General features: G+C 40.5%; 11 protein-coding genes. 5 read left to right on the forward strand and 6 right to left on the reverse strand.

Annotation, left to right across the window (positions count from 1 at the left end; translation table 11 throughout):
* Window positions 1-49 precede the first annotated feature (49 nt).
* On the reverse strand, window positions 50-949 hold the full coding sequence (locus WAA86_RS09375) for a Brp/Blh family beta-carotene 15,15'-dioxygenase (protein WP_337300745.1): 900 nt from the start codon (window positions 947-949) through the stop codon (window positions 50-52).
* 87 nt (window positions 950-1036) lie between these two features.
* Between WAA86_RS09375 and WAA86_RS09380 the strand changes: the two genes are divergently transcribed.
* Entirely contained in the window at window positions 1037-1765 is a 729-nt protein-coding gene (locus WAA86_RS09380) for a bacteriorhodopsin-like (RefSeq protein WP_337300746.1), read from the forward strand.
* Between the two features lie 63 nt (window positions 1766-1828).
* Here the strand turns inward: WAA86_RS09380 and argS are convergent, their stop codons facing one another.
* The gene (gene argS / locus WAA86_RS09385) at window positions 1829-3619 is read right to left on the reverse strand and encodes an arginine--tRNA ligase (protein WP_337300747.1); all 1791 of its coding nucleotides are present in this window, start codon (window positions 3617-3619) and stop codon (window positions 1829-1831) included.
* A gap of 149 nt (window positions 3620-3768) precedes the next feature.
* Here argS and WAA86_RS09390 point away from each other — a divergent pair, with 149 nt between their 5' ends.
* The 3 genes from WAA86_RS09390 (at window position 3769) to WAA86_RS09400 (ending at window position 7200) form a co-directional block, all read left to right on the forward strand.
* Window positions 3769-4194 (forward strand): hypothetical protein, encoded by a 426-nt coding sequence (locus tag WAA86_RS09390; protein ID WP_337300748.1) that lies wholly within the window; start codon window positions 3769-3771, stop codon window positions 4192-4194.
* A 67-nt stretch (window positions 4195-4261) separates the two neighbouring features.
* Window positions 4262-5686, forward strand: a complete 1425-nt coding sequence (locus WAA86_RS09395) for an SDR family oxidoreductase (RefSeq protein ID WP_337300749.1) — start codon at window positions 4262-4264, stop codon at window positions 5684-5686.
* A gap of 59 nt (window positions 5687-5745) precedes the next feature.
* On the forward strand, window positions 5746-7200 hold the full coding sequence (locus WAA86_RS09400) for a BCCT family transporter (RefSeq protein WP_337300844.1): 1455 nt from the start codon (window positions 5746-5748) through the stop codon (window positions 7198-7200).
* Between the two features lie 40 nt (window positions 7201-7240).
* Here WAA86_RS09400 and ctlX read toward each other — a convergent pair whose 3' ends face one another.
* The gene (ctlX, locus tag WAA86_RS09405; RefSeq protein ID WP_337300750.1) at window positions 7241-8173 is read right to left on the reverse strand and encodes a citrulline utilization hydrolase CtlX; all 933 of its coding nucleotides are present in this window, start codon (window positions 8171-8173) and stop codon (window positions 7241-7243) included.
* A gap of 109 nt (window positions 8174-8282) precedes the next feature.
* Between ctlX and WAA86_RS09410 the strand changes: the two genes are divergently transcribed.
* Complete coding sequence (locus WAA86_RS09410; protein ID WP_337300751.1) at window positions 8283-8540, forward strand: CBU_0592 family membrane protein; 258 nt, start codon at window positions 8283-8285, stop codon at window positions 8538-8540.
* On the opposite strand, the gene WAA86_RS09415 is transcribed toward WAA86_RS09410, so the two are convergent.
* The 3 genes from WAA86_RS09415 to WAA86_RS09425 form a co-directional block, all read right to left on the reverse strand.
* A complete protein-coding gene (locus WAA86_RS09415; RefSeq protein ID WP_337300752.1) occupies window positions 8530-9444 on the reverse strand; it encodes a dimethylarginine dimethylaminohydrolase family protein in 915 nt (304 codons plus the stop codon). The genes WAA86_RS09410 and WAA86_RS09415 overlap by 11 nt on opposite strands.
* Window positions 9445-9538: 94 nt before the next feature.
* Complete coding sequence (locus tag WAA86_RS09420; protein WP_337300753.1) at window positions 9539-10825, reverse strand: citrate synthase; 1287 nt, start codon at window positions 10823-10825, stop codon at window positions 9539-9541.
* Between the two features lie 145 nt (window positions 10826-10970).
* Window positions 10971-12512 (reverse strand): glycogen synthase, encoded by a 1542-nt coding sequence (locus WAA86_RS09425; protein WP_337300754.1) that lies wholly within the window; start codon window positions 12510-12512, stop codon window positions 10971-10973.
* Between the last annotated feature and the right edge of the window lie 82 nt (window positions 12513-12594).

Below are 12594 nucleotides of genomic sequence, written 5' to 3' on the forward strand. Positions count from 1 at the left end.
TAATTATAAGGCAGGCATTGTGGGTTATTTAAAAAACTACCCTTAAAAATTATTTATTCAATTTGGTCATCACCAAAACGTGAGGAAAGGTAATTGCTGCAAGAAAGGAGAAAAAGAAAGATAGGAAGGTCTCACTGTCGCTACCAAAGAACAAATATAACAATCCCAATCCCAGCACCGAAATAGCCCAATAAACAAAGGAAGTCTTTAGGTATCGGATCATATTTTTTTTGTTGACACCACCGTACAAAAAATTTATCTGGTCTACCAAGGAGGGCAATGAGTGCCACAGGATAAAGTAAATGGCAAAGGACCACAAAAGGGAGGCTGTTTTGTAAACTATCAAGAAAATAATCAAATAGAATACTTCCTTGACCCAATTACTGTCCAACTTCCCCAACCGTGATAGCCAAATATAGAATGCCGTAAACAACCCTATACTAAAAAGCAGCAGATATGTAAAATAATACGGAGCTATATATAGATCCGCAATATTTTCAATAACGTCACATACTTCCCCAGAATGGGATACAAATAGCAGGGAAAGAACAATAAGCCCATAGCTCGTATAGAACCATATGGCTGTATTGGAATGCTCCTTGAATTTTGATTCCCAATGCTGCTCTCCAAAATGATATCCACTAAACAAGATAAAAGCAAGCAGTGCCAGACTGGGTAGGACGTAAAATAGCGCGGCACAAAATATAATGAACAACACGTAATACGAAGCGACCCTTAAAAAATGGTATTTCTTTTTAGCATTGGAATTGGAAGATCTTATCAGCTTAAGATCATTGGCTCCATGTAGGATACCAAAAGTCAGGATTAAAAAATAGGCAACCATGTCTTCCACCTCATCCCCAAAATTGATGGCAAACCAAAGGAATAGAAACGTGGTCACAATTATAAAACCATCCAGATTCTTAAAAATCACATCCTCTTTTTTCATTTTTCACAAAATTATAACAATAATTTCAAACAATTCTGTTTAATTTTATAGCAAATTAATTAAACAAAACTATTAATACTATTTTTTATGGAAAACTTTTTAGCATCACTTCCGTTAGTAGCAAAGCTCACTCCGGATGATTACGTAGGTTTTACTTTTTTCGTAGGCTGTATGGCCATGATGGCTGCTTCTGCTTTTTTCTTTTTGTCCATGGGCAGTTTTGACAAGAAATGGCGAACTTCTATCTTGGTTTCGGGATTAATTACATTTATCGCAGCCGTACACTATTGGTATATGCGCGACTACTGGGCAGCCTTTGAGGAATCCCCAACCTTCTTCCGTTATGTGGACTGGGTACTGACAGTACCGCTTATGTGTGTTGAATTCTTTTTAATATTGAAAGTGGCAGGAGCCAAAAAATCCCTGATGTGGAGGTTGATCTTCCTTTCCGTGATCATGTTGGTTACCGGATACTTAGGGGAAGCGGTATATAGGGACCAAGCATGGCTATGGGGACTTATTTCAGGTATTGCTTACTTTGTCATTGTTTATGACATTTGGTTGGGCCAAGCAAAAAAGCTGGCAGAATCAGCAGGTGGTGCCGTATTAAAAGCCCACAAAACGTTGTGTTGGTTTGTTTTAGTAGGATGGGCCATCTATCCAATAGGTTATATGGCTGGAACACCTGGATGGTATGAAGGCCTTTTTGGCGGACTCGATCTAGATGTAGTCTATAACATTGGTGATGCCATCAACAAAATTGGTTTTGGTCTTGTAGTGTATGGTTTGGCTGTTTCCAAATCATCCGAGGCTTAAAAATTTAAATTCCAAAATGAAAAAGACCGCATCTAGCGGTCTTTTTTATATACTTTTTTGAAACTACATTCTTTCCGGTACTTCAATGCCCAATAGCCTGAATGCCGATTGGATCACATCTCCTACTTTCTTGGACAATTGTACTCTTAGAATCTTTTTTTGTTCAACATCTTCGCCCAAAATTGATACATTCTGATAAAACGAATTGAACTCCTTAACAAGGTCGTAAGTATAGTTGGCAATAAGGGCCGGACTAAAATTGGATGCCGCCAATTGAATGGTATCCGGAAACAGTTGCAATTGCTTCAACAATTCTTTTTCCTTCTCGTGCAGTTCCATTTTTGAAGTATCCAATGCTTTTGAAACGTCCACCTTGGTATCCGCAGCCTTTCTCAGGATAGATTGAATCCTGGCATAGGTATATTGTATGAATGGACCTGTATTACCCTGAAAATCTACAGATTCCTCTGGATTAAAGAGGATCCGCTTTTTGGGGTCCACCTTTAATATGTAATACTTTAAGGCACCAAGGCCTATAACTTTATATAATTCTTGTTTTTCGGCTTCGGAATAATCCTCCAGCTTTCCTAGCTCCTCGGAGATCTCCGCAGCTGTTCTGGTCATATCGGACATCAGGTCATCAGCATCCACAACGGTTCCTTCCCTACTTTTCATTTTTCCACTGGGAAGATCCACCATTCCATAACTTAAATGGAACAGGTTCTCGGCCCAATCAAATCCTAATTTCTTTAAAATAAGGAAGAGCACCTTAAAATGATAATCCTGCTCGTTCCCAACGGTATAGACCATCCCTTTCACATCTGGATTGTCCTTGACCCTTTGGATTGCCGTGCCGATATCCTGTGTCATATACACCGCAGTTCCATCGGAACGCAATACTATTTTTTCGTCCAGCCCTTCATCGGTAAGGTCTATCCAAACACTGCTATCTTTTTTCCTATAAAACACACCTTTTTTAAGTCCGTCTTCAACAACATCCTTGCCCAAAAGATAGGTGTCACTTTCATAATAGTATTGGTCAAAATCTACTCCCAAGTTCTTATAGGTAACTTCAAACCCTTTGTAAACCCATTGGTTCATGGTTTTCCATAGGTTGACGACATCCTCGTCCCCAGCTTCCCATTTGCGCAGCATATCTTGGGCCTCCAAAAGGATCGGGGCCTCCTTTTCTGCCACCTTTTTGTCTATCCCCTCGGCAACCATAGCTGCAACCTGTTCCTTATAGGCCTTATCAAAGGCCACATAGTAGTTCCCTACCAACTTATCCCCTTTGAGTTTTGTACTTTCCGGTGTTTCACCGTTACCATACCGCTGCCACGCCAACATGCTCTTGCAAATATGGATACCCCTATCATTGATAATTTGAGTCTTGTATACTTTTTTTCCCGAAGCCTTTATGATCTCGGCCACGGAATATCCCAATAAGTTATTTCTGATATGCCCAAGGTGCAGCGGTTTGTTGGTATTGGGAGACGAATATTCTACCATGACCGCATCCGATTCACTTTGGGCAACACGACCATAATTTTGATCATCCTTTATTTCATTAAAGAAATCCAGATAGTAACTATCGCCAATGGTTATGTTCAAGAAACCCTTAACCACATTGAAATCTTCCACGGATGCAACGTGCTCCTTTAAAAACTGACCAATCTGCTCCCCAATTTGAACAGGATTACCTTTTATGGTGCGCAACATAGGAAAAATAACAACCGTAATATCCCCTGCAAAATCCTTGCGGGTTGGTTGAAATTCTACATCAGGCAGATCCATACCATATATGGATTTGACGGCTTCCTTTACCTTTAAGGTTAAGACTTCTTGAATGTTCATTACATCTCGGCTTTTAAAGCTGCAAAACTACGCATTTTTATTCTTTCACACTGATTATAACACCAACCAAGCCGGTATAATTGAAGTTTTCCTTAACTTTATAGGTAACTATGAAAAGTTCGTTAAAATAAAAAATTGCTCGTAATGCCATGCTTGTAAATGTATCGTATAACAATAAAGAAATCACAAGAAAAGTAGATGAAGAAGTTGGGAAACCATTTACCCTAAAAGAGCGTTTTGCCTTAAAAGGGATAGGTTCCCCAAAATTATTTATTACCGAGGCCAGCACCGGAATCAGGGATCTCCTGTTATTGGACAACAATTTGGACAGTTGCAACATTGAAATGAGACCTAAAGGAATCATTGTAAGGTTTCGGTCCCTTTTGGAGACTTTTGCCCTGGTCATACCCTATTACAAACTCACTATTTACAAAGGTGATTTTGCGGTGTATTCCATATTCAGGGACCACTATTTTATTAAAGTCAGATCGGATACCAAGGCTATTCAAAAATTCTTTCGGAAAATATTGGATTACAAGGCGGACAATGCGCCTACCTCCATTGAAGATCTTTAAACATCCCATCTTCCAATTAGTGCAATATATCCGTATTGAAGGTCTGTACGCATAAACAATAATAACTATGAAGATTTTACTTACTGGAGCGAACGGGTACATAGGCATGAGATTGCTACCGCAACTGTTGGACAAAGGTCATGAGGTGGTTTGTGCCGTACGTGACAGAAAACGGTTGTCCGTGGATCCGGAAACGCTTTCCAGGGTCAGTATAGTGGAGGTAGATTTTTTGGATGATTACAAGCCAAACTTGATGCCTGCCGATATTGAGGCAGCATACTACCTCATCCATTCCATGAGTTCTTCTACTACAGATTTTGATGAAAAAGAGGCGGTTTCCGCCCAAACCTTCAATCGCTATATGAAGGATACCCAAGTGCAGCAGGTCATTTATCTGAGCGGTATTGTAAACGATAAAGACCTCTCCAAACATTTACGTTCGAGAAAAAATGTGGAGGACATTTTGTATCAGGGCGACTTCAATGTTACTGTACTTCGGGCCGGAATCATTGTAGGCTCCGGTAGTTCCTCCTTTGAAATCATCAGGGACCTGTGCGAGAAACTTCCGATAATGATAACCCCAAAATGGGTATTGACCAAAACCCAGCCCATTGCCATTAGGGATGTGATCAATTTCTTGACGGGTGTCCTGGGAAATGAAAAGACCTATAACGATTCCTTTGATATTGGTGGTCCAGAAGTACTTACCTATAAGGCCATGCTGGAACAATATGCGAAGGTCCGCGGCTTTAAGGTGGCCATATATACGGTACCTGTTATGACCCCAAAGCTTTCCTCCTATTGGCTTTATTTTGTTACCTCCACTTCCTATAAACTGGCCATGAATTTAGTGGACAGCATGAAGATGGAGGTGGTTGCCAAAGACAATCGCCTGCAACAGATTTTGGGCATTGCACCCCACACCTATACGGAGGCCATTAAAATGGCATTTGTCAAAATTGAGCAAAATCTGGTCATCAGTAGCTGGAAGGACAGCATGGTGAGCGGACGTATGAGCAAGAACCTAAAAAAATTCATCCAAGTCCCGAAGTACGGGGTACTCAAAGACGAACAACAGATAAAGGTGGACGATCCCGACAGGGTATTGGAAAGAATTTGGAAAATAGGTGGGGATACAGGTTGGTACTATGCCAATTGGTTATGGAAAATCAGAGGCATACTGGATAAGTTTACCGGTGGCGTGGGACTGAGGAGAGGGCGCACCCACCCCGACAGGATTTACGCGGGAGATTCGCTTGATTTTTGGCGTGTGTTATTGGCCGATAAGAAGAACAAACGACTCTTGTTATTTGCGGAGATGAAATTACCTGGAGAGGCTTGGTTGGAATTTAAAATAGATGAGAATAATGTCTTGCACCAAACAGCCACTTTTAGACCACGAGGTTTAAAAGGGCGCTTGTATTGGTACAGCATTGTACCTTTCCACTTTTTTATATTTGGAGGGATGATCAGAAATATTGCTAAAACTTAAATCACTGCCTTATCGCTATTCTTAAATACCTCAGAAAAAATATTCTGCTTACCGTATCCATCGGAATCATATTTTTACTTTCCCTTATTGTTTATGGTTTCACCAAAGAATCTTACAATACCATAGAATCCACTTCCATTTGGGTTCGGAACTATTTTGGGTATTTTTACCTCTATCTAGGGCTTGCATGTGTGCTTTTGCTCATTGGTATTGCCTTTTCACCTCTGGGCAAGATAAAATTGGGCAAGAAGGACCAAAAACCGGTTCATACCCTATGGGCATGGACCGCCATGCTCTACAGTGCAGGTATGGGTGCCGGAATTTTATTGAGGGCGGTACAGGAACCCGTTTTTATGCAACAAAACCCACCATTTCCTTCCTCCAACACACCTAACATTCTAGCCTTGGAATTCACCTTCTATCAATGGGGTTTAACCGCTTGGGCCTTTTATGGCCTTTTTGCCATGATTGTAGGTTATGCCCTATTTGTAAAAAAGAAAAAGGTCTTGGTGAGTTCTACCATTGAAGATACCATTACTTACAAACCTGCCAGAATGGGTATTGATGTCATGACCATCATTACAACGGTATTTGGACTAATTGCAGCAATAGGCCTTGGCACCACACAGATAAATGGCGGACTAACCCATGTATTTGAGCGAAATTTTGATATTTCCACCACTTTACTGTTGGCCATAGTTATTTCTTCCATAGCCTTTGTATCGGTTTGGAAGGGCGTTAACAAAGGGATCAAAATCTTGTCCAAATTGAATATTCTACTGACCCTCGCACTTTTGGTCTTCATCTTTGTCACCAGTGACATGGGCAATATTCTCTGGTCCTTTGCCAAGGCAAGCCTGCAATATCTTATAGACTTCATTCCCATGAGCATTGCTATTGGCTCCTACGATCCCGGTATTGAATTCTTGACAGACTGGACCTTTTACTATTGGGCTTTTTGGCTGGCATGGGCTCCCTTTACAGGAATTTTTATTGCCCGGATCTCCAAGGGCAGAACACTGCGCCAGTTGTTGTTAGGGGTTTTGATCATTCCGTCCTTGGGTACGTTCTTTTGGTTCTCAGTTTTTGGCAGCTCGGCATTTCAACTCATAGAGTCCTGGGGAAATTATCAAAATGAATTTGACAACGTATTTAGTTCCATTTTCAAATTTTTCGAACATTATCCATTATCCACTGTTTTAAACCTGACCACCATCCTATTATTGATCAGTTTTTTGGTGACCTCTGTGGATTCTGCCGTTTTTGTATTGAGCATGTTCAGTGATAAGGGCAAAAAAGAACCCAGTAAAATGCATCGTTTACTCTGGTCCGTTTTTATTCTTTTGGGAGCATTGGCCATTATTTTATTGGGGAATGCCAAACCTGAAATTAATGTCTTGATCGCCGTCCAAAAATTGCTGATCATCACCTCCTTGCCCTTTGCCTTTTTTATGGTGGCCATGGCCACTATTTTCCTCCGTGAATTGATCAACGACAAAAAAGCCCCTCTTTAATCGTAAAAGAGAGGCTTTATGTAAAGATGTTCCAGATATGTTAACTCTTTGGAAGAAATACTTCCGCCATCATACAACGGGCACTACCACCTCCACACGTTTCTATGGTCTCCAAAGAACTGTGTATTATGGGACAATGTTTTTCTATGGCCTTGACCTGATCGGCGGTCAAGCTATGGTAGGCAGTAGAACTCATCACTAGGTAGGTCTGACCTCCCATGCCCTGCACCTGTAGCATATTCCCCGCGAATTGGTGCATCTGGGATTCTGAAATAGTTATGATTTCCTTTCCATCCTGTTTCAAGTGCTCTACAACATTTTTCTTTTCCTTTTTATCGTCAATGGTATCCAGGCAGATCACTGCAAAATCATCGGCCACACACATCATAACATTGGTATGGTAAATGGGCAAACGCTTACCATCCACAGTTTGATTGGCCGTAAATACCACGGGCGTATATTCAAAATCCTCACAAAATTCTATGAACAATTCCTCATCGGCACGGGCAGACAGGGCACAGTAGGCCTTTTTGTTCACTCGGTCCAAAATGATACTTCCCGTACCTTCCAAGAACAACTCCTCTGCTTCTGCAGAAGTATAGTCCACAATATTCTCGATCAGGAATCCTTTTTCTTCCAAGATTTCCAAAATATCTTCCCGTCGTTCATTTCTTCTGTTTTCTGCAAACATCGGGTAGATCCCAACATTGCCATTTTCATGGAAAGAAACCCAATTGTTTGGAAAGATGGAGTCTGGGGTATCGGGATCCAAGGTATCCTCTACAACAACAACATTTACCCCTTTCTCCCTTAGTTTAGCCGCAAAGGCATCAAATTCATTCTGGGCCTTGACATTGATGTCGTGGTTCACCATATCCAATTTCTCCTGGAAGTAATTGTTCACAGCCGTTTGCTCATTCATTCGAAAGTTGACTGGGCGAACCATTAAAATGGTATTTGTTGCTTGTTTCATGACTTGTACTATCTATTTTTATAAATATTTTATCCTGCGCTGATCAGCACAAAATTAGTTTATTAAATTGCCAATCTAAATACCTTAAAGGTTAAAAAATACTTACTGGATGACAACTACAGATTGGATCGGAGCTATTGGCGTTTTTTTAATATTAATGGGTTATTTTCTTAATCTAAGACAGCTTATAAAACCCACGGACCTATCCTATATCCTGTTAAATCTTTCTGGAGCAAGCATAGCCTGCTTTGCCTCCCTTCTATTGGAATATATTCCCTTTATCATCTTGGAAGGGATCTGGGCCCTCGTTTCTTTTATGGCCCTGATCAATTATATTCGAAAACGAACTTTAAGCGTTAATCCCTGATCAGGGGCATGGTGCTGCATCTTAACAATCCCTCCTGTTTGGATATTTCGGCATATGGGATTTCCTCTACTGTAAATCCGTGTTCCCTCAGCCAATTGTTCAGTCGTGTAAAATTACGTTCCGACACCACAACATCTGGGGCTATGGAGAATACATTGCTGAACATGTGGTACATTTCGTCCTTGGTAATTTCAAACACATTTTCCTTTCCGAAAAAGTTGACCAACCATTGGTATTCCTCTTCTACAAGGAAACCGTTCTTATGTATGATCGCCTTGTCCTTACCAACAGGTTGAAAGCAACAATCCAAATGAAGGGCATTCTCATTGGCTATGGTGTTCGACTTCCGTAACTCAAAGGATTTTACCGTTTTATTGGGGAACAGGGATTGTATGAATTCCACCCCGGCCTTATTGGTCCTTGCCGTAATATAATCCGCATAATCTGCTCCGGTATAGGTGCCTATAAAGATATAATCCCCATAGGGCATAACATCTCCACCTTCTATATGTACGTTCGCTGGAGGTGTAATAATATTCTCTTTCGGAATATCTGCCAGAACGTGTTTAATGGCTTCAATCTCAATCTCCCGGTCTGGAAGAATATTGGCTTTGATCAATTTATCTTCTATAACAAAGGTGATGTCCCTCGAAAATATCTGGTTGACATCCTTGAAGACTTTAGGTCTATATACTTTAACCCCATATTTTTCAAAAACAGCGGCAAAGGCCTCCATTTCTTTGACCATATCCTCCTCTTTGGGATAGGTACCGGCCAATATATGTTCCAGAGATTTTGGATCATAAGCCTCCTCTGGAGAAGGAACAGGACCACAGCTCTCTGCAGTACCCAAAATAACTGCCCGTAAACGAGAAGTTTCGTCTGTAACATTTAGATGTAACATAGTTAAATTTTAAGCAAATATAGAATACTTGTTCATGTAAAAAAAAACCGCCCCTTAAAAAAGGGGCAGTTTATGTATACACTTTTGAAAAGATTTATTTTCTTTTATCTACTGGAACGAATGGTCTCACATTTTCTCCAATATAAATCTGTCTTGGTCTTCCAATAGGTTCATTTTTCAATCTCATTTCTCTCCATTGGGCTATCCAACCAGGAAGCCTACCCAAGGCAAACATCACGGTGAACATTTCTGTTGGGATTCCCAACGCCCTATATATAATTCCGGAATAGAAATCCACATTCGGATATAATTTTCTATCCACGAAGTATTTGTCTTCCAGAGCTTCTTTTTCCAATCCTTTGGCAATATCCAAGATAGGATCCTCTATTCCAAGGTCTCCCAATACGTCATCAGCAGCTTTTTTAATGATCTTTGCCCTTGGATCAAAATTCTTGTATACTCTATGTCCAAAGCCCATTAATCTAAATGGATCATCTTTATCCTTCGCCTTGGCCATATATTTTTTAGTATCGCCACCGTCTTTTTCTATGGACTCCAACATCTCCAATACAGCCTGGTTGGCTCCTCCATGCAAAGGTCCCCATAAGGCAGAGATACCTGCAGACAGGGAAGCGAACAGTCCCGCATGTGAAGAACCTACGATTCGCACCGTTGACGTGGAACAGTTCTGTTCGTGATCGGCATGGAGAATCAACAATTTATCCAAGGCCTCGATCACCAATTTATTCTTCTTGTATTCTTGGTTTGGTTTCTTGAACATCATCTTGTGGATGTTCTCAACATATCCAAGGCTATCATCGCCATAATCCAATGGCAAACCTTTCTTTTTACGTAGGGTCCAGGCTACCAATACCGGGAATTTTGCCAATATCCTAACTATGGCCCAGTACATTTCCTTTTCAGAGGTAACATTTACCGAGGAAGGGTTAAAGGCAATAAGGGCACTGGTCAGTGAAGAAAGCACCCCCATTGGGTGCGCCGATTTTGGAAAACCGTCCAAAATCTTTTTCATTTCCTCATCTACATGGGATTCCCCTTTAATGTCGTTATGGAAATTGGTCAATTGCTGTTGGTTCGGCAATTCTCCAAAAATCAATAGGTAGGCCACCTCTAGGAAGTCGGCCTTCTCGGCCAACTCTTCAATGGAGTACCCCCTATATCTTAAAATACCTTTTTCTCCATCTAAAAAAGTAATGGCACTTTCACAGGATCCGGTGTTTTTAAATCCTGGATCAATGGTAATTATTCCTGTAGTTGCTCGTAATGTTTTTATATCAATGGCGAGTTCGTTCTCAGAACCCTCAATCACTGGAAAATCATATTTTTTTCCCTGATATTCTAAAGTAGCTTTATCGGACATTTTTGGTTTTTACTATTTATATAATCGTAAAGTTATGAAAAACGTTGTTGCTTAACAATTCCCTAATTTCTTTTGTATTTTAATTAACAATACTTTTTTTAATGTATATAAATTCAACAAAATTTAGCAAATTATCAAGCGTAATTTAACCATTAATGGAATAAAGAAGCGTATAATATTCATCGACTGATTTTTTCCAGGTGAATCTCATTTCCTTGGCGTTCTCTTCTATCTTTTTCCAAGTGGGCTTATCATTTAAAAAGATGTTGAGCACTTCGTCAAAAGCGCTTTCCATATTCCGCATTTTTTGATCATAGGTACCCCCATCAAAACTAAAACCTGTCCTCATATGCTCCACAGTATCTTTTAATCCCCCAGTATGATGAACCAAACAAGGGTGACCGTTTCGCATGGCCAACATCTGGCTTATCCCACAGGGCTCAAAAAGACTGGGCATAAAATAGAGATCGGACTCCAGGTAAATGGAATCTATGACATCTTCCGATTGTCCATTGACAAAGATGAAATTTTTATGGGTATGGCTTATTTCCCTGAATAATTTCTCATAGCCGGGATCTCCCGTTCCCAAGATCAACATAATCCCATTGACTTTTGACAATTTTTCCAATATGGCCATAAGCACATCCGGCGAACGCTTGAAGAAATAAAATTTTTGCTCGGTCAACCTGGCAACACTGGAACATACAAAAGCAGGGGGTTCGGTAAGAAACTTTACAATCTTTTCCCCAGTGTGGGCCAAGAAGTCCGACTTATATTTCTTGGATTCTTCCTGTAACCACTGAAAGATGGCGGTAATGGTATTGCGGTACAGATTGCCTTTTTCAGCCTCCCGTATATTCTGATAATTACTTCCATTAAGTATCCCGAACAACCTGCCTTCGTTATCGGCTATCTGGAGATCCCTTTCCAATCCTTCCCCTCCAATAAATTCGGGTGGGGAACTGGGCAGAAGAATGTCCTCTTTATAGGAAGGGGATACCGTATGAACGGCATCGGCCAAACGAATTCCGATAGCCATGAGATTGATACAATCCTGATACCTGTAATCCATTAAGGCTTTATAATCCAAATTGATCTCTGGGAACCAATTTTTGACGGAAGCAAAGTTACCATCGAAAGGACGGATACCCTGTATGGCCAAATTATGTATACTGTATACAAAGCGCATTTGGTTCAAGGACTTGTATCCTGGATGGTAAGACCTTAAGAACAACAATAAACTGGTGTGCCAATCATGGATATGAACCACATCCAATTTTCCAAAGCATTCCTTTTTAATGGCCTCCGCAACGGCGGTACAAAAAATCACGTATTTAATAAAGTCGGTATAAAAGGGCTCCGTGGGGTCGTCGTGATAAATATGTGCTATCCCACCTGCTTCTATCTCTGGATGATGGATCACATAATGGTGTACATTCGCAAATTCTTTTTTTGGAATTACCTCGTATAGCTCGGCTGTATAGGTAAGCCCTCTAAGCTTAAAATTCAAAAGCGTCCTTAAGGTACCATTTTGATGTAGGCGTGAATAGGAAGGCACAATAATATTGGCCTTGTCCCCCCGTTCAGAAATCTGTCTGGGAACATCCCTTACCACATCACCCATTCCACCTGCCTTACATTTGGCAATTCCGTCATTCTCTGCTGCAACAAAAAGAAAGTTGTTCATGTAATCCTAAATATTCATTAATGCATTATAACCATAAAAGGTAATTATTTATTTTCTATAAGCCCGTTATTTATAAAAAAAA

Source organism: Sediminicola sp. 1XM1-17 (assembly GCF_037203765.1).
GTDB lineage: Bacteria > Bacteroidota > Bacteroidia > Flavobacteriales > Flavobacteriaceae > Sediminicola.

Excerpts from the sequence above, each read along its gene's own strand:
- ctlX (WP_337300750.1), bottom strand. The coding sequence starts at position 8,173 with ATGAAACAAGCAACAAATACCATTTTAATGGTTCGCCCAGTCAACTTT.
- WAA86_RS09390 (WP_337300748.1), top strand. The coding sequence starts at position 3,769 with ATGCTTGTAAATGTATCGTATAACAATAAAGAAATCACAAGAAAAGTA.
- WAA86_RS09425 (WP_337300754.1), bottom strand. The coding sequence starts at position 12,512 with ATGAACAACTTTCTTTTTGTTGCAGCAGAGAATGACGGAATTGCCAAA.
- argS (WP_337300747.1), bottom strand. The coding sequence starts at position 3,619 with ATGAACATTCAAGAAGTCTTAACCTTAAAGGTAAAGGAAGCCGTCAAA.
- WAA86_RS09395 (WP_337300749.1), top strand. The coding sequence starts at position 4,262 with ATGAAGATTTTACTTACTGGAGCGAACGGGTACATAGGCATGAGATTG.
- WAA86_RS09375 (WP_337300745.1), bottom strand. The coding sequence starts at position 949 with ATGAAAAAAGAGGATGTGATTTTTAAGAATCTGGATGGTTTTATAATT.
- WAA86_RS09410 (WP_337300751.1), top strand. The coding sequence starts at position 8,283 with ATGACAACTACAGATTGGATCGGAGCTATTGGCGTTTTTTTAATATTA.
- WAA86_RS09415 (WP_337300752.1), bottom strand. The coding sequence starts at position 9,444 with ATGTTACATCTAAATGTTACAGACGAAACTTCTCGTTTACGGGCAGTT.
- WAA86_RS09420 (WP_337300753.1), bottom strand. The coding sequence starts at position 10,825 with ATGTCCGATAAAGCTACTTTAGAATATCAGGGAAAAAAATATGATTTT.
- WAA86_RS09380 (WP_337300746.1), top strand. The coding sequence starts at position 1,037 with ATGGAAAACTTTTTAGCATCACTTCCGTTAGTAGCAAAGCTCACTCCG.